Source organism: Pseudomonas sp. NyZ201 (assembly GCF_049860765.1).
In the GTDB taxonomy this organism is placed as follows: domain Bacteria; phylum Pseudomonadota; class Gammaproteobacteria; order Pseudomonadales; family Pseudomonadaceae; genus Aquipseudomonas; species Aquipseudomonas bharatica.
This window is the reverse complement of sequence record NZ_CP187557.1, coordinates 4,454,365-4,476,573: the sequence shown is the minus strand read 5'-3', so window position 1 is coordinate 4,476,573 and position 22,209 is coordinate 4,454,365. Positions and strand designations below refer to the sequence as shown.

Genomic DNA, 22,209 nt, shown 5'->3' with positions numbered 1-22,209 from the left:
CGCTGATGGCCTCGTCGCTGGCAGGCAGTGATGAAAATCCTGCTGGCCTGCATCTTGCTTCGCCCCTGTTTCAACAGGTCGGAGGTCAGAAAACCGTTGCTTTCCGCCTCCGCCCACTGCGAGTTCCAGCCAGGATTTCCGGCATGTTCGATGACAAGTCCCCCCTCACCCGCGGCGGTAACGGCGCGTTCGCCCGTACCTTGCTCAACGCGCCTGTCGATCTGGCAGGTGGCGTGGGCGCGCCGTTGCCGGTCCGGGAGGTGGTCGACGACGGTCGGCCGATACCCTATGGCCGGCAGCACCTGGACAAGTCCGACATCGACGCCGTGGTCGAGGTGCTGCGCTCCGACTGGCTGACCCAGGGGCCAACCCTGGAGCGCTTCGAGCAGGCCGTGGCCGAGCGTTGCCAGGCGCGCCATGCAGTGGCCGTCAGCAATGCTACCGCCGGCCTGCACCTGGCCTGCCTGGCGGCGGGCCTTGGTGCCGGTGACTGGCTGTGGACCAGCCCCAACAGTTTCGTAGCCTCGGCCAACTGTGCGCGCTACTGCGGTGCCGGCGTCGATTTCGTCGATATCGATCCGCTGACCTGGAACCTCGATGTGCGCGCCCTCGCGCGCAAGCTGGAACAGGCGAGCGCCCTCGGTCGCCTGCCCAAGGTGCTGGTGGCCGTGGCATTTTCCGGGCAAAGCTGCGACATGCGCGAAATCAACCGCCTGGCCCGTGAATACGGGTTCCGGGTGATCGAGGATGCCGCTCACGCCTTCGGTGCCCGATACGCCGGCGAGCCGGTAGGCAGTGGTGTCTATGCGGACATGACGGTGTTCAGCTTCCACCCGGTGAAGATCATCACCAGCGGCGAGGGCGGCATGGTCCTGTGCCAGGACCCGGAGCTGGCCAGGCAACTGCGCGCCCTGCGCAGCCACGGAATCACCCGGGACCCGGCGCAAATGACCGAGCCCACCCATGGTGGCTGGTACTACCAGCAGACCGAGCTGGGCTTCAACTACCGCATGTGCGATATCCAGGCTGCCCTGGGCCTGTCGCAGATGCGCCGGCTGGACGAATTCCTCGCCCGCCGTCGGGCCCTGGCGGCACGCTACGAGCGACTGCTGGCAGGGTTGCCGTTGCAGTTGCCGACGCCGCAGCCTGGTGCCGAGTCGTCCTGGCACCTGTACGTGGTGCGCTTGCACGAGCACCTCGAAGGCCGCCATCGTGAAGTGTTCGATGGGCTCAGGGCTGCCGGCATCCACGTCAACTTGCACTACATCCCGATACACCTGCAGCCGTACTACCGTGACCAGGGCTTCGCCAGCGGTGATTTCCCGGAATCCGAGCGCTACTACCGGCAGGCGATAACCCTGCCGCTGTACCCGGACCTGGGCGAGGCCCGGCAGGACCGGGTGGTGGCAGTCCTGCGCGAGCTGCTGATGGAGTACCGTCCATGAGCGGGGCGGTGGCGATCATTCCGGCCCGTGGCGACAGCAAGCGCATCCCTGGAAAGAACCGCAAGCTGTTCAAGGGCGAACCGGTCATTGCCTATTCGATTCGTGCCGCCTTGGGCTGCGGCCTGTTCGAGCGGGTCGTGGTCAGTACCGACGACCCGCTGATCGCCGAAGTTGCCCGGGCCTACGGCGCCGATGTGCCGTTCGTGCGTCCGGCGTCGCTGGCCGACGATCATGCCACCACCCTTTCGGTGGTGGTGCATGCCCTTCAAACCCTGGAAGAGCAGGGGTATTGGGCGGACCTGGCCTGCTGCATCTACGCCACCGCACCGCTGTTGCAGAAGCGCTACCTGCGAACCGGGCATGACACCCTGGTCGCCCATCCTCATAAGGACTACGCGTTTTCCGTGTGCAGTGTCGGCTTTCCGGTCCAGCGCGCCCTGACCCTGACCAATGAGGGCGCACTGACGCCGTTGTACCCGCAGTATCGCGACACCCGTTCCCAGGACCTGCCCCATGCCTATCAGGATGCCGCGCAGTTCTATTGGGGGCGCAGTGCGGCCTGGTTGCGCGGCGAGCCGCTGTTTTCCGAACGTAGCCTGCCGGTGACGTTGCCCCGTCATCTGGTCCAGGACATCGATACCGAGGAAGACTGGCGGCGTGCCGAGTACCTTTACAGCGCGCTGCATGCCGCCGGGGAACTGCTGGATTGAACCTGTTGTTTCGCGTCGATGCCGGCAGTGCCCTGGGCATCGGCCATGTCGCCCGCTGCCTGACCCTGGCCGCAGAACTGGTCGCTTGCGGCGCCCGGGTGGCCTTTGCCTGCCGTGAACTGCCAGGCCACCAGATGGCCCGGATCGCTGCTGCAGGGCACCAGGTTTTCCCCCTGTCGCTAGCGCTGGAGGACGATATCGCTGCCCTGGCGGCCGTTCTGCCGGCCGGCTGCCGCTTCGACTGGCTCATCGTCGATCACTACGGCCTTGATGCCAGCTGGGAAACCCCGGCGCGGCAATGGGCGCGGCGGATCATGGTGATCGATGACCTGGCCGACCGGCCCCATGATTGCGACCTGCTGCTGGACCAGAATTTCACCGCCAGCGCGGCACGCTACCAGCCGCGGGTTCCTGCACGATGCCGTCTGCTGGCGGGGCCCCGGCATGCGCTGTTGCGCCCTGCTTTCCGCCAGCCCAGGCAGGCCGAAAGCGAACGGGCGCGGCGGGTGCTGGTGAGTTTTGGCGGCTTCGACCAGGCCGGCATGACCTTGAAGGCCTTGCAGGCCCTGGCAGGCATCGAGCAGGTCGAGGTGCAGTGCATCGCCGGGCAGGGCAGTGCGGATCTTCCTGCGTTGCAGGCGTTGGTGGCGTCGCGTCCGGGCTGGCAGTTGCTCGGCTTCGTCGACGACTTGCCCGAGCGTATGGCCGCTGCGACCCTGTTCGTCGGTGCCGGCGGCGGGACGACCTGGGAGCGCGCGGCCATGGGCCTGCCGAGCCTGTGCGTTGGCGTCGCCGATAACCAGCTGGAGAATGCCGAAGCGCTCGGGCAGGCGGGTGTGCACCTGTATCTCGGCGCTGCGCCGATGGTCTCGGTCGAAGCGCTACGCCAGGCCATCGCCGTGCTGCTGGACAATCTGCCCCTGCGTCAACATTTTGCCGCTCGCGGTCGTGCGCTGGTCGATGGCCAGGGAGCGCGTCGCGTCGCCGTGGCATTGCTTGCCGATGGGGTGCAGGTGCGCCCGGCGACGTCCGGGGACGCGCGCCTGCTGTTCGACGGTCGCAATGCCGAAGCGGTACGCCAGAATTCCCTGGACAGCGCGCCCCTCGACTGGGACAGCCATTGCCGCTGGCTGGACGCGACCCTGGCTAGCCAGCAGCGCCTGTTGCTGGTCGGCGAAACCACCGATGGCCCACTGGGGATGCTTCGCTACGATCTGCTCGAGGCGAGCCGGGCGCGGGTTTCCCTGTACCTGTTCGACGGCCGCTACGGTGTTGGCTGGGGCAGGGCGCTGCTGGCCGCAGGGGAGCGTGCGCTACTCGGACGCTGGCCGGCGCTGGAGGCCATCGAGGCCCAGGTGCTGGCCCACAATGCGCCGTCCTTGGCGCTGTTTCGCGGCGCCGGTTATACACAGGCCGAGTGCCATTTCGAACGGATAGTGAGGAATTCGCGACATGAGCAGTTTTAACATCGGGCGGCGTCGGGTCGGTATCGATGTCGCGCCGCTGGTGATCGCCGAGATGAGCGGCAACCATAACCAGTCGCTGGAGCGAGCCTTGCGCATCGTCGAAGCGGCGGCACAAGCCGGTGCCCATGCGTTGAAGCTGCAGACCTACACCGCCGACACCATGACCCTGGACTTGGACCATGGCGAGTTCTTCATCGAGGATCCCGCCAGCCTGTGGGCCGGCTCCTCGCTGTATTCGCTATACGAAAAGGCGCATACGCCCTGGGAGTGGCATGAGCCGATCTTCCGGCGCGCACGGCAGTTGGGCATGCTGGCGTTTTCCACGCCTTTCGACGAGACCTCAGTGGACTTTCTCGAAAGCCTCGACGTGCCGGCCTACAAGATCGCCAGCTTCGAAAATACCGACCTGCCGTTGATCCGCAAAGTGGCGGCCACCGGCAAGCCGCTGATCATTTCCACTGGCATGGCCAGCCTTGCCGAACTGGACGAGACGGTCCGCGCGGCACGGGAGGCGGGGTGCCGCGACCTGGTCCTGCTCAAGTGCACCAGTACTTACCCGGCCAGCCCGGAAAACAGTAATGTGCGGACCATCCCGCACCTGCGCGATCTGTTCGGCTGCGAGGTGGGGCTGTCCGACCACACCCTGGGAGTCGGCGGTGCCGTGGCTGCGGTGGCCCTGGGCGCCAGCGTGGTGGAGAAACACTTCACCCTGGACCGCGCCGAGGGCGGTGTGGATGCGGCGTTTTCGCTGGAGCCTGCGGAATTGGCCGGGCTGGTGCAGGAAACCGAGCGGGCGTGGCTGGCGCTGGGCTCGGTGAACTACGGCGCGAGCCAGGCGGAGCAGGCCTCGAAACGCTTCCGGCGCTCGCTGTACGTGGTGCGCGACATGGCTGCCGGCGAGCGTTTCGATCACAACAACGTGCGCGCCATTCGACCGGGGCTGGGCCTGGCGCCCAAGCACCTTGATTCCCTGCTCGGGCGCAAGGCCCGGCAACCGCTCAAGCGCGGCACGGCGCTGGACTGGTCGCTGGTCGAATAAGCATTACGGCCCCTGTGGGGTTCACCCGCGATTGTGTTAGTGGCCGCACCACCGCAATCGCTGGCAAGCCAGCTCCCACAGTGACCGTGTCGAACACAAAGCCCGCGGTTGGCTGAGAAACCTGTGGGAGCTGGCTTGCCAGCGACAGCCATAGTGGCTTCACCACCGTAATCCAGCCGCGACCCTAGGAAAATGTGCCATTGTCTGTGAAAATCCGTGACCTATCGGTCATGACGGACATCTGTGTCTCTATCGTTACCGGCAGCGACGGGCCGTGTCACCGGCGCTGCCATCGCCATCCAGTCCAGCGGATGGCGCAAATTCCTGTTTTCTGGCGCCCCTCGAATCATGCGAGCGGTGATATTCAGCGGTTCTTTATTGGGAAGCCATGATGATTGGCATAAAAAGCATTGCGAGCTACGTTCCGGCCGCCGGCCTGGACAACTACGCACAAGGCGCCAAGTTCGGCAAGGATGAGGAGTTCATCCTCGGCAAGATCGGCTCGGCCTTCCTGCCTCGCAAATCCGACGAACAGGAAACCTCCGACCTGTGCGTCGAGGCGGTCAATGCCCTGTTCGCCGCCAACCCGGGCCTGTCCCGCGATTCCATCGACGCCCTGATCGTCGTCACCCAGAACGGCGACGCCGAAGGTCTGCCGCATACCGCCGCCATCGTCCAGGACAAGCTCGGCCTGCCGACCCGTGTCGCGGCCTTCGACATTTCCCTGGGCTGTTCCGGTTATGTCTACGGCATCTACGCGCTGAAGGGCTTCATGGAAGCCACCGGCCTGAAGAACGGCCTGCTGGTCACTGCCGATCCATATTCGAAAATCGTCGATCCGGAAGACCGCAATACCACCATGCTCTTCGGTGATGCCGCCACCGCCACCTGGATGGGCGAGGACCCGGTCTGGGCCCTTGGCAAGTCGGCGTTCGGCACCGACGGTTCCGGAGCGCCGCACCTTAAGGTCACCGATGGTGTGTTCTTCATGAACGGCCGCCAGGTATTCAACTTCGCCTTGCTCAAGGTGCCTGCGCACCTGCACGAGTTGCTGGAGCAATCCGGGCTGGCGGCGGACGATATCGACGCCTTCTGCATCCACCAGGGCAGCGCGGCGATCGTCGATGCCGTGGCGCGGCGTTTCGAAGACAAACCGGAGAAGTTCGTCAAGGACATGGTCGAGACCGGCAATACCGTGTCGTCGAGCATTCCCCTGCTCCTGGAAAAACACGCGCTGGACACTACCTGGAAGCGGGTTGCAGTGAGCGGTTTCGGCGTGGGCCTTTCGTGGGGCTCGGCGATTCTTCATCGACCGTGACCTGAAATCCCGCGCAGGGTAATCTTCGGCGTTTCGCAGGCAAGGGATGCTCACCATGAGCGAGTTTTTCCAGCGTAACGCCGAAGTCATCCAGGCTCGCTGGCCGTCGCTGTTCGAGCGCATCGCGCGCGAGGATTGCGACGGCATCGATGCAGTGCTGGTCCAGGGCCTGGGTTCGACCCTGAGTGTCGACGGCATCCAGCTCAGCAGCCGTCATGATCGCCTGGCCGAGGCGCAGTTCCAGGCCGACAGCCTGCCCCAAAGCGCCCATCTCAACCTCTACGGTACCGGCCTGGGCGATCTGCAGAACGCCCTGTTGCAGCGTCCTGGCTTGCAGCGCCTGCATGTGCATATCCTCAACGGCGCCCTGTTCGCGCTGGTCCTGCGCCTGCTGGACCAGAGTCCATGGCTCGCCGATCCACGGGTCGAGCTTGCCTACGCTGCAGATGCCAAGGAAATCGCGCTGCCGTACTTCGCCTTGCCGGCGGAGCTGGCGCTGGCCGACGACTTCAACGCCAAGATCCGCGACCGTCTGGTGAGCGAAACCCACCTGGCGTTCAACAACACCAATTTCGATACCGCTGACCCGCATCTCGTCGAGCTGCTGGAAAGAAGCCTGCCGCTATTGCGCAGCGACCGGGACGTTGCCGAACTGTTCGGCAGCCGGGCAGGGCAGGAGGCCTTCGTCATTGCCACCGGTCCGACCCTGCAAGGCCACCTGGCCGCGCTCAAGCGTATTCATGCCGAGCCCGGGCGCCCGCTGTTCATTGCCGTCGATACGGCCTACAAGCCGCTGCTGGCAGCCGGCATCGAGCCGGATATCGTGGTCAGCGTCGACCACAAGATCCGCCTGCATCATCTGCCGCCCGAGGCTTCGGCGAACACCTCGCTGGTGTACATGCCGATGCTCGATGTCGATACCGTGGCGGGCTGGCGCGGTCCCCGTTATGCCGCCTACTCCGGCAGTGCCCTCTACGACGGGGTGCGCGAGGCGATTCCCCGGGGCCATTTGTTCGTGGGGGGCAGCGTCATCCATCCGGCGGCCGACCTGGCGGTCAAGATGGGCATGCGCCGCATCACGCTGTTCGGCGCCGACTTTGCCTTCCCCGGTAATCGCACCCACACCGGTTGGGACGACGGCGTGCTGGGCCCGCAAGTATCCGTGGCCCGTCACTGGGTACTGGACGGCAATGGCCAGCGGGTGCGGACCCAGCTGAATTTCCGTGGCTACCTGATCGAGCTGGAGCGTTTTATCGCTCGTCATCCCGAGGTGGCGTTCCGCAACACCAGTCGCGCCGGCGCGCTGATCGCCGGTACCACCTTCGATGAGGCGTTCTGCCAATGAGCACGATGCAAGAAAGCGCCCGGCAGTGTGCCGGGCTGTTTCGCCTGGGCCGGGATATCGAGGCGGCGGTGGCGATGGTGGAGCTGTTCGCCGCAGCCCCGGCGTTGTTCGCGCTGGCGCCAGGGGCTACCCAGGAAGCGTTCGCCGCGCTTTTCAGTGAAATGCTGGCAGCGCAGCAACGCCAGGATTGGATCTCCCTGGCCGACAGCCTCGAGTACGAACTGCCGAACCTGATCGAGCAGGCAGCTCCGCGCTGAAGTGTGATGGCCATCACACAGGCCTTGCCTCCAGGGGTGCCTGCGAACAGGGGCAAGTGCCTGATTTACAAGGGGTGGCGGCGTGATGGCATTTTTTTTTGAAAAACCCCTAAAGCAACCCGCCAAGACGACGATAAACATTACGAAGGTTCTCTAGGCCACACCCGGCGGATGCCAGGGCCGGAAGCCGCAGTATCCATCCAACGAGGAATTCGTCATGGCATTAACCGTTAACACCAACACCACTTCGCTGGGCGTGCAGAAGAACCTGAACAAAGCTTCCGACGCGCTGAGCACCTCGATGACCCGCCTGTCGTCCGGCCTGCGCATCAACAGCGCCAAAGACGACGCTGCTGGCCAGCAGATCGCCAACAAGCTGCAAACCATGGTCACCGGCACCACCGTTGCGATCAAGAACGCCAACGACGGTAACTCGATCACCCAGACCGCTGAAGGCGCTCTGTCGGAAATCACCAACATCCTGCAGCGTATGCGTGAGCTGGCTCTGCAAGCCCGTAACGACTCGAACGGCACCACTGAACGTGCGGCGCTGAACAAGGAATTCGCGGCCAAGTCCGACGAAATCACCCGTATCGCCACCTCCACCACCTTCGGTACCAGCAAGCAACTGCTGAACGGTACTGCTGGCACCATGGAGTTCCAGGTCGGTGCAATGACCGGTTCGAGCCAGATCCTGAGCGTCTCGATGACCTCCAGCTTCGCGGCTACCGCCCTGGGTGTAGGTACAGGTGCTCTGGCGATCTCCGGTACTTCGGACTCCGCCGTTCACACCGCTGTTGACGGCGCGATCACCGCCATCGACGCCGCACTGCAAACCGTTGACAACAAGAAGTCGGACCTGGGTGCTATCCAGAACCGCTTCCAGAGCACCATCAACAACCTGCAGAGCATGAACGAGAACTCCGCTGCTGCCCAAGGTCGCGTGCAAGACACCGACTTCGCCGCAGAAACCGCTCAGCTGACCAAGCAGCAAACCCTGCAGCAAGCGTCCACCGCAGTTCTGGCCCAGGCCAACCAACTGCCATCCGCTGTACTGAAACTGCTTCAGTAATAGCTACGATGAAGAGCGAGGGGGTGCGCGAGCATTCCCTCGCTTTTTACTTTGGAGGTGATGGGCGATGGACATGAGCGTCAGGTTGAACGCGTCTTACCCGGCTCCAGCGGCAGCTGCAGCCCAGCAGGAAAAAGCTGCTGAACAGGGTGCGTCCGAAAAGGTCCACGCCAGGCCGGAACTCGCGGCAGTGGATAAAGACAAGCAAGACTCCGATACCAGCCTGCAGGAAGCAGTCAAGGGTCTACAGGATTACGTCCAGTCGTTGCAGCGCAACCTGGAATTTTCGGTGGACGAATCCACCGGAACGACTGTCGTCAAGGTCGTTGCCCGTGACAGTGGTGAAGTGATTCGGCAAATTCCGTCCGAAACCGCCCTGGAACTGGCGAAGAGCCTGCAAGACGTCAACAGCCTGCTTTTCGACGAGAAAGTCTGAAAGCGGTACGAAATTTGATACAAAACCGCGTCATCGGGTAATGTTCAAGCGTTTGGCGCAAGCCAGGAAAAGGAGAATGTAATGGCAAGTCCGATTTTGCCTGCCCTCGGCCTCGGCAGTGGTCTGGATACCTCTGCAATCGTCAAGGCCCTGGCGGATGCCGAAAAAACGCCCAAACAGAACCAGATCGACCGGCAGACCAAGGCCAACACGGCCTCGATTTCGGCGATCGGCAGCCTCAAGAGCGCGCTGACCACCTTCACCACCGCCCTGAGCAAGCTCGGCAGCACCACGACGCCGCAGTTCATTGGCTACTCGGCCACTTCGGCCGACGACAAGCTGGTCAAGGCGACGGCGAGCAGTACTGCGGTCGGCGGCAGCTACGCGGTGAAGGTCAACGAATTGGCGACCGCCTCCAAGGTAGCCAGCCAGCGTTTTGCCAGCAGTAGCGACGCGATCAGCCAGGGCACCCTGGAAATCACCCAGAACGGTACCGTCTACAAGGTCGAGATCGGTGCCGACGCGACCCTGCAGTCCACCCGCGACGCGATCAACAGTGCCCTGAGCGCCAAGGGCATCAGTGCCAACATCATCAATGATGGCCAAGGCTCGCGCCTGGTGCTGACGTCCACCACGACCGGTCTGGGCTCGGACATCTCCGTCGCCGGTATTCCCGAGTTGGTCATCGATGGCACGACCAAGATGACGGACGCAGGCGCCGCCGGCTTCATTAGCGCGCTGGCCCGCGATGCCGAATATTCGGTCGATGGCATGGTGCTGACCAGCAAGTCGAACAAGGTCGAGAACGCGGTGAGCGGCCTGACCCTCGAACTGGTCGCCAAGGGTGCCGAAACCACCATCACCGTAGCCACCAACAGTGACGGTCTGAAAAAATCGGTGCAGAGCTTCGTCGATGCCTACAACGCACTGATCACCACCATCAACGGCCTGAGCCAGACGCCGAAGAATGCCGACGGCAGCCTGGGTACCGCGCCTGCGCTGGCGGGCGACTCGTTGGCCAGGGGCATGCTCTCGGCCCTGCGCAACGAGCTGGTGGTCTCCAGCACCGGCGGCAATGGTTCGCTGAAAGTGCTGTCGCAGTTGGGCATCAACACTGTGCAAAGCACCGGCCTGCTGGAACTCGACAGCACCAAGTTCACGGCAGCGCTGGATACCCAAAAGCTTGGTGGCGAAATCCAGAGCATGTTCTCGGGTGACGAGGGGCTCGCCAACCGTTTGACCAAGGCGCTGGAACCCTACACCCAGTCCGACGGACTGCTCGCCGACCGTTCGAAGATCCTCGAGAGCAACAAGAAGAACCTGGCCACCCAGCAGTCGAACCTGGATGCGCGGATCACCTCGCTGACGGCTTCGCTGACCAAGAAGTACAACACCATGGATACCCTGGTGGGTCAGTTGAACGCCCAGCGCGACAACATCACGTCCATCTTCAGTGCCATGGCTGCGCAGCAGAAGAACTCCTGACTTTTTGCTGGCGTCAAAAGCCCGACAATGCCGTCTCCGCATGTCGGGCTTTTTTCTTGGTGACTAAAGTTTTTTGACGCCGGGTCGATAACCCGGTCATACAGCAAGCCATTGTGTTGAGGTACGAACATGAATCCGATGTTGGCCCTTCGGCAATATCAGAAAATCAGCGCCCAGGCGCAGACCTCCGAAGCCAGCCCGCACCGCCTGGTGCAAATGCTCATGGAAGGCGGGCTGGATCGCATCGCCCAGGCCAAGGGCGCCCTGGAGCGCAAGGACCTGGCCGGCAAGGGCATCGCCATCGGCAAGGCCATCGGCATCATCGGCGGCCTGCGCGAAGGCCTGGACCGCGATAACATGACCGCGGAACTGGAGCGCCTCGATGCCCTCTACCTGTACATGACTCGTCGTCTGAGCGATGCCAACATCAAGAATGACATCGGCGCCCTCGACGAAGTGACCGATCTGTTGACCACGGTCAAGGAAGGCTGGGACGCGGTCGCCCCACAATAACCAGTTGCGATGAGGAGGTCGTGATGAGTGCCGTACTCAAGCGTATCGAGGAAACCCGGGAAGCCTTGGTGGGTGCATTGGCCAATCGCGACTGGGAGGCGGTGGGCGAGCTGGACCAAGCTTGCCGTGCCTGCATGGACGAAGTGATGAGCGCGGAAGTGGTCGACGAGGAGGCGCTGCGCGACAACCTCCAGGACTTGCTGGGGGTGTATCGGCAATTGATCGATGTGGCGACGGAAGAGCGTCAGGCAATTGCCGACGAGATGTCAAAGATCAAGCAGGCGCAACAGGCGACAAAGGTATACCATCTGTACCGCTGACCGTTGATGGAAAATCAGCAATGCGCCATAAATTTGACTATTAAAGGTTTTTTGACTTAACTAGTGGCTGTTTTTTAATTTCAGACGTCGGAACACTGACCGTTCAGTCGGAATGATGTCGAGCATGCCCTTCGACGGGCCTCGAGTTGACTAGGGAAGTTGCTATTGCATGTGGCGTGAAACCAAAATTCTCCTGATCGATGACGATAGTGCTCGCCGCCGTGACCTGGCGGTGGTGTTGAATTTTCTTGGGGAAGAAAATCTGCCGTGCTCCAGTCATGACTGGGAGCAGGTTGTCGAGTCGTTGTCGTCCAGTCGTGAAGTCCTCTGTGTCCTCATTGGCGCTGTAAATTCGCCGGCCAGCGTTCTGGGCTTGCTTAAGACAGTGGCTGCATGGGATGAGTTCCTTCCTGTTTTGCTTTTAGGTGAATTTTCTTCGCTGGAGCTTCCGGAAGAGCTGCGTCGCCGTGTGCTGTCCAACCTCGAAATGCCGCCGAGCTACAGCAAGTTGCTGGACTCGCTGCACCGCGCCCAGGTTTATCGTGAGATGTACGACCAGGCCCGTGAGCGCGGGCGGCAACGCGAGCCGAACCTGTTCCGCAGCCTCGTGGGCACCAGCCGGGCCATCCAGCACGTACGGCAAATGATGCAGCAGGTCGCCGACACCGACGCCAGCGTGCTGATCCTCGGCGAATCCGGAACCGGCAAGGAAGTGGTGGCGCGCAACCTGCACTACCACTCCAAGCGCCGCGAAGCGCCGTTCGTGCCGGTCAACTGCGGTGCGATCCCTGCGGAGCTACTGGAAAGCGAGCTGTTCGGCCATGAGAAGGGCGCCTTCACCGGGGCCATCACCAGTCGCGCCGGACGCTTCGAGCTGGCCAACGGTGGCACCCTGTTCCTCGACGAGATCGGCGACATGCCGCTGCCGATGCAGGTCAAGCTGCTGCGCGTGCTGCAGGAGCGCACCTTCGAGCGGGTCGGTAGCAACAAGACCCAGAGCATCGACGTACGTATCATCGCCGCGACCCACAAGAATCTCGAAAGCATGATCGAAGTGGGTTCGTTCCGCGAAGACCTGTATTACCGCCTCAACGTGTTCCCTATCGAGATGGCGCCGCTGCGCGAACGGGTGGAAGACATCCCGCTGCTGATGAACGAGCTGATCTCGCGTATGGAGCATGAAAAGCGTGGCTCGATCCGCTTCAACTCGGCGGCGATCATGTCGCTGTGCCGCCACGGCTGGCCGGGCAACGTCCGCGAATTGGCCAACCTGGTGGAGCGCATGGCGATCATGCATCCCTACGGTGTCATCGGGGTTGCCGAACTGCCGAAAAAATTCCGCTATGTCGACGACGAAGACGAGCAACTGGTGGACAGCCTGCGCTCCGACCTGGAGGAGCGCGTGGTTATCAATGGCCATGCGCCGAGCTTCCCGACCAATGCCATGTTGCCGCCGGAAGGCCTTGACTTGAAGGATTACCTCGGCAGCCTGGAGCAAGGACTGATCCAGCAGGCGCTGGACGATGCCAGCGGCATCGTCGCGCGGGCCGCCGAGCGCCTGCGCATTCGCCGCACCACCCTGGTGGAAAAGATGCGCAAGTACGGCATGAGCCGTCGCGATGGAGACGAGCAGGCGGAGGATTGACGCCTGCTTCTGGCGGCCAACGGGGGCCGCTGTGTTAAAACCTTTCTTTTTGTCCGGTAAAGGCCCGCCTATGCGGGCCTTGTCGTTTTCGCCGGGCATCCCGCAAAAGTTTCCGGCATGGCTATTGCTATACCGCTTTCAACATACCGTTTTATGACGGTAAGCCATGCGAGAGAGCACGATGCCCCACGCCGCTATCACTTCCCCCGAGCCGCAACGTCCGGATGCTGCCGAGCAGCAGGGCCGCGTCGGCCTGGAGCAGGCGTTTGCCCTGTTCGACCAGATGTCCACCCAGCTCAGCCAGTCCTATAACCTGCTCGAAGCACGGGTCACCGAGCTCAAAGGCGAGCTTGAAGTGGTCAGCGCCCAGCGGATGGCCGAGCTGGCGGAAAAGGAGCGCTTGGCCAACCGACTGCAGAACCTGCTCGACCTGCTGCCCGGTGGCGTCATCGTCATCGATGGTCATGGCTTGGTGCGTGAAGCCAACCCGGCAGCCTGCGAGTTGCTCGGCGCGCCGCTGGTCGGCGAGCTGTGGCGCCAGGTGATCGCCCGCTGCTTCGCGCCTCGCGAGGATGATGGTCACGAGATTTCCCTGCGCGACGGTCGCCGGCTGTCCATTTCCACCCGCTCCCTGGATGCCGAGCCCGGCCAGCTGGTGCTGCTCAACGACCTGACCGAGACCCGTCATCTGCAAGACCGCCTGGCCCGTCACGAGCGCCTTTCCACCCTTGGCCGCATGGTCGCTTCCCTGGCCCACCAGATCCGTACGCCGCTCTCGGCCGCGATGCTTTACGCCAGTCATCTGGCCGGGCAGGACCTGCCCCTGGAAACCCGCCAGCGTTTCGCCGGCAGCCTCAAGGAGCGCCTGCACGAACTGGAGCACCAGGTGCGCGACATGCTGGTGTTCGCCCGCGGCGAGCTGCCGCTGACCGACCGCCTGACCCCGAAGGCCTTGTTCCAGGCCTTGCAGCAGGCGGCACAGACCCAGGTTCAGGGGCACAGCGTGCGCTGGCAGTGCGACAGTCATCTGGGCGAGCTGCTGTGCAACCGCGACACCCTGGTCGGTGCGCTGCTCAATCTGCTGGAGAACGCCTTGCAGGCCAGCTCCGGCAGCGCCCGCCTGAAAATCCACCTGTACCGTCGCGACACCACGCTGCGCTTGTGCATCAGTGATGCCGGCAGCGGCATCGACGGCGCATTGCTGCGACGCCTCGGTGAACCTTTCCTGACCACCAAGGCCACCGGCACCGGCCTCGGCCTTGCGGTGGTCAAGGCGGTTGCCAGGGCGCACCAGGGCGAGTTGCAGCTGCGTTCGCGTCCGGGCCGGGGAACCTGTGCGATTGTCAGCCTGCCGCTGATCGACGGTCTGCGCGGGGTGTCGGCATGAGCGGGATCAAGGTATTGCTGGTTGAAGACGATCGCGCATTGCGCCAGGCCCTGGGCGATACCCTGGAGCTGGGCGGCTTCGCCTGGCGCGCAGCCGGTTGCGCCGAGGATGCCCTGGAAATGGCGGCTGCCGAACCGTTCAACCTGGTGGTCAGTGATGTGAACATGCCCGGGATGGACGGGCACCAGTTGCTCGCGCGCCTGCGCGCCAGCCAGCCGCAGTTGCCGGTCTTGCTGATGACGGCCCATGCGGCGGTGGAGCGGGCGGTGGATGCGATGCGTCAGGGCGCTGCCGATTACCTGGTCAAGCCCTTCGAACCGAAGGCCCTGCTGGAGCTGGTCGCGCGTCATGCCCTCGGTGCCGCCGGCGCCGCCGATGCCGAAGGCCCGGTGGCCCTGGAGCCCTCCAGCGCGCAATTGCTGGAGCTGGCCGCGCGGGTCGCGCGCAGCGATTCCACCGTATTGATTTCCGGCGAGTCGGGTACCGGCAAGGAAGTCCTGGCCCGCTACATTCACCAGCAGTCGCCCCGGGCCGGGCAGCCTTTCGTGGCGATCAACTGCGCGGCGATCCCCGACAACATGCTCGAGGCGACGCTGTTCGGTCACGAAAAAGGCTCGTTCACCGGTGCCATTGCGGCGCAGGCAGGCAAGTTCGAGCAGGCCGACGGCGGTACCCTGTTGCTGGACGAGATTTCCGAGATGCCCCTGGGCCTGCAGGCCAAGCTGCTGCGTGTGTTGCAGGAAAGGGAAGTGGAGCGGGTCGGCGGGCGCAAGCCGATTGCCCTGGATATCCGTGTGGTTGCCACGACCAACCGTGACCTTGCGGGCGAAGTCGCGGCGGGGCGTTTCCGCGAAGACCTGTTCTATCGCCTGTCGGTGTTCCCGCTGGCCTGGCGGCCGCTCAGGGAGCGAAGCGCCGATATTCTGCCATTGGCCGAGCGTTTGCTCTTGCGCCACGTCAATAAAATGAAGCACGCACCGGTTAGGCTCTCCGAGGAAGCCAGGGCCTGCCTGCAAGGCTATGCCTGGCCGGGCAACGTGCGCGAGCTGGACAACGCGATCCAGCGCGCCTTGATCCTGCAGCAGGGTGGGGTGATCGCAGCGGCGGATTTCTGTCTTGCCGGTGCACTCCCGGTTTTGTCCTCGACCCCGCAGGCGGTGCGGCCTGCAGCGCCGCAGGCGGTTGCCGTGGCGGACGAGGCGGGCGGGTTGGGAGACGACTTGCGCCGGCATGAGTTCCAGATGATCATCGACACCCTTCGCGCCGAGCGTGGCCGGCGCAAGGAGGCTGCCGAGCGTCTTGGGATCAGTCCGCGGACCTTGCGTTACAAACTGGCACAAATGCGCGATGCAGGCCTCGATGTGGAGGCCAGCCTTTATGCCACGGGGCTTTGAGGGATGTTGGTGATGGTTTCGCAAAATCGTTGGGGCTAGCTGGCACTCTTGTTGCTATGTCCTGTTTCAGCTGCTGCGTGAGTGTCAAAAAAATGCGGGCCCCCGGAGAGAGAAGTTCATGAGCCAAGGTGTTGAATTCAATCGGTTGATGCTGGACATGCGCGCCATGCAGGCGGAAGCCATGTCGGGCTCGAAGTCCGTGCAGGCACCTGCCGAACTGGGCCAGAGCAGTTTCGCCGATATGCTGGGTCAGGCCATCAACAAGGTCAACGACACCCAGCAGGCGTCCACCCAACTGGCCAATGCCTTCGAAATCGGCAAGAGCGGCGTCGACCTGACCGACGTGATGATCGCCTCGCAGAAAGCCAGCGTCTCGTTCCAGGCCCTCACGCAAGTGCGCAACAAGCTCGTGCAGTCGTATCAAGACATCATGCAGATGCCGGTTTAAGGCGGGATTTGATTCATGGCCGATGCAGTCGTCGATAACGTGCCCGCCAAGGGCAGCCCGCCAGCGCCCAAGCCGCCGCTGTTCGGCATGTCGTTCCTGGAAAACATTTCGCAGATGCCCATGCTGCGGCAGATCGGCCTGCTGGTAGGCCTGGCCGCCAGCGTGGCCATCGGTTTCGCCGTGGTCCTCTGGTCGCAGCAGCCGGACTACCGTCCGCTGTATGGCAGCCTGTCCGGCATGGACACCAAGCAGGTCATGGAAACCCTCGCTGCCGCAGACATCCCCTACAACGTCGAGCCCAATTCCGGTGCATTGCTGGTCAAGGCCGATGACATTTCCCGTGCCCGCCTGAAGCTTGCCGCTGCCGGCGTGGCGCCGAGCGACGGCAACGTCGGCTTCGAGATCCTCGACAAGGAACAGGGCCTCGGCACCAGCCAGTTCATGGAAGCCACCCGCTACCGTCGCGGCCTGGAAGGCGAGCTGGCGCGGACCATCTCGGCCCTGAGCAATGTCAAGGCGGCCCGCGTGCACCTGGCCATCCCGAAAAGCTCGGTGTTCGTCCGTGACGAGCGCAAGCCAAGCGCATCGGTACTGGTCGAGCTGTATCCGGGGCGTTCCCTGGAAGCCGGGCAGGTGATGGCCATCGTCAACCTGGTGGCGACCAGCGTTCCGGAGCTGGACAAGTCCCAGGTCACCGTGGTCGACCAGAAGGGCAACCTGCTCTCCAGCCAGCTGGAAAACACCGAGCTCACCGTGGCCGGCAAGCAGTTCGACTACACCCGGCGCATGGAAGGGCTGATGACCCAGCGGGTGCACAACATCCTGCAGCCTGTCCTGGGTAACGATCGCTACAAGGCCGAGGTCTCCGCCGACGTCGATTTCAGTGCCGTCGAGTCCACCGCCGAACAGTTCAACCCCGACCAGCCGGCCTTGCGCAGCGAGCAGTCGGTCAACGAGCAGCGTTCCAGCAGTTCCGGTCCGCAGGGCGTGCCCGGCGCGTTGAGCAACCAGCCTCCCGGGCCGGCTTCGGCGCCGCAGACCACCGGTGGCGCTGCTGCCGGTGCCGCCGCGGCGATCCAGCCGGGCCAGCCGCTGCTCGATGCCAACGGCCAGCAGGTCATGGACCCGGCCACCGGGCAGCCGATGCTGGCGCCGTATCCTTCGGACAAGCGCATCCAGTCGACCAAGAACTTCGAGCTGGACCGTTCCATCAGCCACACCCGCCAGCAGCAGGGTCGCCTGACCCGCCTGTCGGTCGCGGTGGTAGTCGACGACCAGGTCAAGATCGACCCGGCCAACGGCAATGCCACCACGGTGCCATGGAGCGCCGAGGACCTGGCGCGCTTTACCCGCCTGGTCCAGGACGCGGTAGGCTTCGATGCCAGCCGCGGCGACAGCGTCAGCGTGATCAACGTGCCGTTCGCCGCCGACCGTGGCGAGGCCATCGCCGAGATCCCGTTCTATTCGCAGCCGTGGTTCTGGGACATCGTCAAGCAAGTGCTGGGCGTGCTGTTCATCCTCGTGCTGGTGTTCGGGGTCCTGCGGCCGGTGCTCAACAACATCACCGGCGGCGGCAAGCAGTCCGGCAGCGACAGCGACATGGAACTGGGCGGCATGATCGGGCTGGACGGCGATATGCCGAGCGACCGTGTCAGCCTGGGTGGTCCGCAAAGCATCCTCTTGCCTAGTCCGAGCGAGGGCTATGACGCCCAGCTCAACGCTATCAAGAGTCTGGTGGCAGAAGACCCGGGTCGCGTGGCCCAGGTCGTGAAAGAGTGGATCAACGCCGATGAGTGACAATCGAGCCCTGACTTCCAAGCTGACCCGTGTCGACAAGGCAGCCATCCTGCTGTTGTCGCTGGGCGAGACCGACGCTGCGCAGGTACTTCGGCACATGGGGCCGAAAGAGGTCCAGCGCGTGGGCGTGGCCATGGCGCAGATGGGCAACGTCCATCGCGAGCAGGTCGAGCAGGTGATGAGCGAGTTCGTCGAGATCGTCGGCGACCAGACCAGCCTGGGCGTCGGCTCCGACGGCTATATCCGCAAGATGCTGACCCAGGCCCTCGGCGAGGACAAGGCCAACGGCCTGATCGACCGCATCCTGCTGGGCGGCAATACCAGTGGTCTGGACAGCCTGAAATGGATGGAACCTCGCGCCGTCGCCGACGTCATTCGCTACGAACACCCGCAGATCCAGGCGATCGTCGTGGCCTATCTCGATCCGGACCAGGCCGGGGAAGTCCTCGGCAACTTCGACCATAAGGTGCGCCTGGACATCATCCTGCGCGTCTCGTCGTTGAACACCGTGCAGCCGGCGGCGTTGAAGGAACTGAACCAGATCCTCGAGAAGCAGTTCTCCGGCAACTCGAATGCCGCCCGTACCACCCTCGGTGGTATCAAGCGTGCCGCAGACATCATGAACTTCCTCGACAGTTCGGTCGAAGGGCAGCTCATGGACGCGATCCGCGAGATCGACGGCGATCTTTCCGAGCAGATCGAAGACCTCATGTTCGTCTTCAACAACCTGGCCGATGTCGACGACCGCGGTATCCAGGCCCTGTTGCGCGAAGTGTCCTCCGATGTGCTGGTGGTGTCGCTCAAGGGCGCGGACGAAAAGGTCAAGGACAAGATCTTCAAGAACATGTCCAAGCGTGCCTCCGAGCTGCTGCGCGACGACCTGGAAGCCAAGGGGCCGGTGCGTGTCAGCGACGTCGAGACGGCGCAGAAGGAAATCCTCACCATCGCCCGTCGCATGGCCGAAGCCGGCGAGATCGTGCTGGGCGGCAAAGGTGCCGAAGAGATGATCTGATGCGTCGGCGCCGGCCTGCGGGGCGGCGCCGATTGCCAGGCAGCCTGGGTTTGGACGTTAAGCCCGGGCCGTGCCTGGGCTTCTGTCATCCGTAACCCGACTTGAGAGCGCATGGAATCATGTCGACCAACGAACATCTTAGTGAACTGATCCGCGCCCGCGACGTCGAGGGTTTCGACCGCTGGGCACTGCCCAGTTTCGACCCGCAGCCGGAGCCGGAACCCGAGCCTGAGCCCGAGGAGGTCGCCGAGGAGGTCGAGGAAGTGCCGCTGGAGGAAGTCCAGCCGCTGACCCTCGAAGAGCTCGAGAGCATTCGCCAGGAGGCCTACAACGAGGGCTTCGCCACGGGCGAGCGCGAAGGTTTCCATAGCACCCAGCTCAAGGTTCGCCAGGAGGCCGAAGTGGCCCTGAATGCACGCCTGGAAAGCCTTGAGCAACTGATGGGCCATTTGCTCGACCCCATCGCCGAGCAGGACGCGCAGATCGAAAAGCATCTCGTGCACCTGGTCAGCCATATTGCCCGCGAGGTCGTCGGCCGCGAGCTGAAGACCGATTCCAGCCAGATCACCCATGTCCTGCGCGAAGCCCTGAAGCTGTTGCCGATGGGCGCCGAGAACATTCGCATTCACCTCAATCCCCAGGATTTCGAGCTGGCCAAGGCCCTGCGCGCGCGGCATGAGGAAAACTGGCGTCTGCTCGAAGACGACTCGCTGCAGCCTGGCGGCTGCTGGATCGAGACCGCCCACAGCCGTATCGACGCGACCATGGAAACCCGCCTCGAGAAAGCGCTCAAGCAACTGTTCGACCAATTGCACGACCAGGGGCTGCATCCGGCTGCGCCGGACCTGCATTTCCAGCTGCAGGACAAGAAAGCGCCGGTCGAGGAAACGGAAGCCAGCGATGCGCCTTGACCGCACCAGCTTCGCCAGGCGCCTGGGTACCTACGCCGACGCCATCAGCCTGCCCCACCAGCCGGTCGTGGAAGGACGCCTGCTGCGCATGGTCGGCCTGACCCTTGAGGCCGAAGGCCTGCGCGCTGCCGTCGGCAGCCGCTGCAAGGTCATCAATGACGACAGCTATCACCCGGTGGAGGTCGAGGCCGAGGTCATGGGCTTTGCCGGAGGCAAGGTGTTCCTAATGCCGGTGGGCAGCGTCGCCGGTATCGCCCCGGGGGCACGGGTGGTGCCGCTCGACGACAGCGGCCGCCTGCCGATGGGCATGAGTATGCTCGGCCGTGTCCTCGACGGCGCCGGTCGCGCCCTGGACGGCAAGGGCGGGATGAAGGCCGAGGACTGGGTGCCGATGGATGGCCCGACCATCAATCCGCTTAACCGCGACCCCATCAGCCAGCCCCTGGACGTCGGCATTCGCAGCATCAATGGCCTGCTCACCGTCGGCCGCGGCCAGCGCCTGGGCCTGTTTGCCGGCACCGGCGTGGGTAAATCGGTGTTGCTGGGAATGATGACCCGCTTCACCGAGGCCGACATCATCGTGGTCGGCCTGATCGGCGAACGCGGACGCGAGGTGAAGGAGTTCATCGAGCATATCCTCGGCACCGAGGGCCTCAAGCGCTCGGTGGTGGTGGCGTCGCCAGCGGACGACGCACCGCTGATGCGCCTGCGCGCAGCCATGTATTGCACGCGCATCGCCGAGTATTTTCGCGACAAGGGCAAGAACGTCCTGCTGCTGATGGACTCCCTGACCCGTTTCGCCCAGGCCCAGCGCGAAATCGCCCTGGCCATTGGCGAGCCGCCGGCGACCAAGGGTTACCCGCCTTCGGTATTCGCCAAGCTGCCCAAGCTGGTGGAGCGGGCCGGTAACGGCGAGGCCGGCGGCGGTTCGATCACCGCCTTCTATACCGTGCTTTCCGAAGGCGACGACCAGCAGGATCCGATCGCCGACTCGGCGCGCGGCGTGCTCGACGGCCACATCGTGCTGTCGCGGCGCCTGGCGGAGGAGGGGCATTACCCGGCCATCGATATCGAGGCCTCCATCAGCCGGGTCATGCCGCAGGTGGTCACGCCCGAGCAGATGACCCAGGCCCAGCAGTTCAAGCAGCTTTGGTCACGGCTGTCGCAAAGTCGCGACCTGATCAGCGTCGGTGCCTACGTGGCCGGCGGCGATAAGGAAACCGACCTGGCCATATCCCTGCAACCGCGGCTGGTGCACTTCCTGCGCCAGGGGCTGGACGAGAACGTCAGCCAGGAGCAGAGCCGCGAACAGCTGGAAGCGGTATTCACGCCGCTCACGGCAGGCTGATAGGCCATGGCCCAGCCCAGTCGTGCCGCGCGCCTGGCCCCGGTGGTGGAGATGGCCGAGGATGCCGAGCGCAAGGCCGCGCAGCGTCTCGGGCACTTCCAGCAGCAGGTGGCCCAGGCCCAGGCCAAGCTGGCAGAGCTCGACCAGTTCCGCAGCGACTATCAGCAGCAATGGATGCAGCGCGGCAGCCAGGGGGTATCGGGCAAATGGCTGGTGGGCTTCCAGCGTTTCCTCGGCCAGCTCGACACGGCGGTGGCGCAGCAGCACCAGAGCCTGGTCTGGCACCAGAACAACCTCAATAGCGCCCGCGGCACCTGGCAGGAGGCCTACGCCCGGGTCGAGGGGCTGCGCAAGCTGGTCCAGCGCTACATCGAGGAAGCCCGGCTGCTGGAGGACAAGCGTGAGCAGAAGCTTCTCGACGAACTGTCGCAACGCCTGCCGCGGCACGATCGATTCTGACACCACGCGCTGGTCGGCCTGCCTTGCCGGGCTCCGGGCGGGCTGCTAAACCTTCTAGAGGACTGCACTCGCCACCTCCGAAGGAAGCGCCAACATGGCTGTTGAAACCGAGTTGTCCCAGGACGGGAAAAAGCTGACGATCCGCATCAAGGGTCGTTTCGATTTCGGCAGGCACCAGGAATTTCGCGACTCCTACGAGCGCACGCCGGTGCGCCCCGACAGCTTCGATGTCGACCTCAAGGACGCCACCTACCTGGATAGCTCCGCCCTGGGCATGCTCCTGCTGCTGCGTGATCACGCCGGTGGCGACAATTCGAATATCCGGGTGATCAACACCAACTCCGATGTGCGCAAGATCCTTGCGATCTCCAACTTCGAAAAACTCTTCGATATCACTTGAGC

At 63.8% G+C, this 22,209-nt stretch carries 22 protein-coding genes; all 22 read left to right on the top strand.

Going from position 1 to position 22,209, the window contains the following annotated elements:
* Positions 1-143 precede the first annotated feature (143 nt).
* The 22 genes from pseC (at position 144) to ACPFMA_RS19765 (ending at position 22,207) form a co-directional block, all read left to right on the top strand.
* Positions 144-1,445, top strand: coding sequence for a UDP-4-amino-4,6-dideoxy-N-acetyl-beta-L-altrosamine transaminase (gene pseC, locus ACPFMA_RS19870; RefSeq protein ID WP_420058671.1), 1,302 nt, complete (start codon positions 144-146; stop codon positions 1,443-1,445).
* A complete protein-coding gene (pseF, locus tag ACPFMA_RS19865; protein WP_064302512.1) occupies positions 1,442-2,155 on the top strand; it encodes a pseudaminic acid cytidylyltransferase in 714 nt (237 codons plus the stop codon). Before pseC ends, pseF begins: the two co-directional genes overlap by 4 nt.
* Positions 2,152-3,621, top strand: a complete 1,470-nt coding sequence (gene pseG, locus ACPFMA_RS19860; RefSeq protein ID WP_425928519.1) for a UDP-2,4-diacetamido-2,4,6-trideoxy-beta-L-altropyranose hydrolase — start codon at positions 2,152-2,154, stop codon at positions 3,619-3,621. Before pseF ends, pseG begins: the two co-directional genes overlap by 4 nt.
* The gene (gene pseI / locus ACPFMA_RS19855) at positions 3,608-4,660 is read left to right on the top strand and encodes a pseudaminic acid synthase (RefSeq protein ID WP_420058672.1); all 1,053 of its coding nucleotides are present in this window, start codon (positions 3,608-3,610) and stop codon (positions 4,658-4,660) included. The genes pseG and pseI overlap by 14 nt, the downstream gene beginning before the upstream one ends.
* A 391-nt stretch (positions 4,661-5,051) precedes the next feature.
* Positions 5,052-5,978, top strand: coding sequence for a ketoacyl-ACP synthase III (locus tag ACPFMA_RS19850; RefSeq protein WP_064302515.1), 927 nt, complete (start codon positions 5,052-5,054; stop codon positions 5,976-5,978).
* 55 nt (positions 5,979-6,033) lie between these two features.
* On the top strand, positions 6,034-7,323 hold the full coding sequence (locus tag ACPFMA_RS19845) for a motility associated factor glycosyltransferase family protein (RefSeq protein WP_420058673.1): 1,290 nt from the start codon (positions 6,034-6,036) through the stop codon (positions 7,321-7,323).
* Positions 7,320-7,580: a hypothetical protein gene (locus ACPFMA_RS19840; protein ID WP_064302517.1), complete on the top strand. Its 261-nt coding sequence runs from the start codon at positions 7,320-7,322 to the stop codon at positions 7,578-7,580. Before ACPFMA_RS19845 ends, ACPFMA_RS19840 begins: the two co-directional genes overlap by 4 nt.
* Positions 7,581-7,797: 217 nt before the next feature.
* Positions 7,798-8,652: a flagellin domain-containing protein gene (locus ACPFMA_RS19835; protein WP_064302518.1), complete on the top strand. Its 855-nt coding sequence runs from the start codon at positions 7,798-7,800 to the stop codon at positions 8,650-8,652.
* Between the two features lie 67 nt (positions 8,653-8,719).
* On the top strand, positions 8,720-9,088 hold the full coding sequence (locus ACPFMA_RS19830) for a flagellar protein FlaG (protein WP_009402885.1): 369 nt from the start codon (positions 8,720-8,722) through the stop codon (positions 9,086-9,088).
* Positions 9,089-9,169: 81 nt separating this feature from the next.
* A complete protein-coding gene (gene fliD, locus ACPFMA_RS19825; RefSeq protein WP_420058674.1) occupies positions 9,170-10,573 on the top strand; it encodes a flagellar filament capping protein FliD in 1,404 nt (467 codons plus the stop codon).
* Between the two features lie 129 nt (positions 10,574-10,702).
* Positions 10,703-11,086, top strand: coding sequence for a flagellar export chaperone FliS (fliS, locus tag ACPFMA_RS19820; RefSeq protein ID WP_064302520.1), 384 nt, complete (start codon positions 10,703-10,705; stop codon positions 11,084-11,086).
* Positions 11,087-11,109: 23 nt separating this feature from the next.
* A complete protein-coding gene (gene fliT / locus ACPFMA_RS19815) occupies positions 11,110-11,406 on the top strand; it encodes a flagellar protein FliT (RefSeq protein ID WP_064302521.1) in 297 nt (98 codons plus the stop codon).
* 169 nt (positions 11,407-11,575) lie between these two features.
* Positions 11,576-13,051 (top strand): sigma-54 dependent transcriptional regulator, encoded by a 1,476-nt coding sequence (locus ACPFMA_RS19810; RefSeq protein ID WP_064302522.1) that lies wholly within the window; start codon positions 11,576-11,578, stop codon positions 13,049-13,051.
* Positions 13,052-13,232: 181 nt separating this feature from the next.
* Positions 13,233-14,438 carry a sensor histidine kinase gene (locus ACPFMA_RS19805; RefSeq protein ID WP_064302523.1) on the top strand — a complete coding sequence of 402 codons (1,206 nt, stop codon included), beginning with the start codon at positions 13,233-13,235 and terminating at the stop codon, positions 14,436-14,438.
* A complete protein-coding gene (locus tag ACPFMA_RS19800) occupies positions 14,435-15,832 on the top strand; it encodes a sigma-54-dependent transcriptional regulator (RefSeq protein WP_420058676.1) in 1,398 nt (465 codons plus the stop codon). The genes ACPFMA_RS19805 and ACPFMA_RS19800 overlap by 4 nt, the downstream gene beginning before the upstream one ends.
* Positions 15,833-15,950: 118 nt before the next feature.
* Positions 15,951-16,280 (top strand): flagellar hook-basal body complex protein FliE, encoded by a 330-nt coding sequence (gene fliE, locus ACPFMA_RS19795; RefSeq protein ID WP_009402338.1) that lies wholly within the window; start codon positions 15,951-15,953, stop codon positions 16,278-16,280.
* A gap of 15 nt (positions 16,281-16,295) precedes the next feature.
* Positions 16,296-18,077 (top strand): flagellar basal-body MS-ring/collar protein FliF, encoded by a 1,782-nt coding sequence (fliF, locus tag ACPFMA_RS19790; protein WP_420058677.1) that lies wholly within the window; start codon positions 16,296-16,298, stop codon positions 18,075-18,077.
* The gene (gene fliG, locus ACPFMA_RS19785; RefSeq protein ID WP_009400046.1) at positions 18,070-19,089 is read left to right on the top strand and encodes a flagellar motor switch protein FliG; all 1,020 of its coding nucleotides are present in this window, start codon (positions 18,070-18,072) and stop codon (positions 19,087-19,089) included. The genes fliF and fliG overlap by 8 nt, the downstream gene beginning before the upstream one ends.
* Positions 19,090-19,208: 119 nt before the next feature.
* Positions 19,209-20,000, top strand: coding sequence for a flagellar assembly protein FliH (gene fliH / locus ACPFMA_RS19780; RefSeq protein WP_064302525.1), 792 nt, complete (start codon positions 19,209-19,211; stop codon positions 19,998-20,000).
* Positions 19,990-21,348 carry a flagellar protein export ATPase FliI gene (gene fliI / locus ACPFMA_RS19775; protein WP_064302526.1) on the top strand — a complete coding sequence of 453 codons (1,359 nt, stop codon included), beginning with the start codon at positions 19,990-19,992 and terminating at the stop codon, positions 21,346-21,348. Before fliH ends, fliI begins: the two co-directional genes overlap by 11 nt.
* Positions 21,349-21,354: 6 nt before the next feature.
* Complete coding sequence (gene fliJ, locus ACPFMA_RS19770; RefSeq protein WP_009400041.1) at positions 21,355-21,807, top strand: flagellar export protein FliJ; 453 nt, start codon at positions 21,355-21,357, stop codon at positions 21,805-21,807.
* A gap of 94 nt (positions 21,808-21,901) precedes the next feature.
* Positions 21,902-22,207: an STAS domain-containing protein gene (locus ACPFMA_RS19765; RefSeq protein WP_009400039.1), complete on the top strand. Its 306-nt coding sequence runs from the start codon at positions 21,902-21,904 to the stop codon at positions 22,205-22,207.
* Positions 22,208-22,209 lie beyond the last annotated feature (2 nt).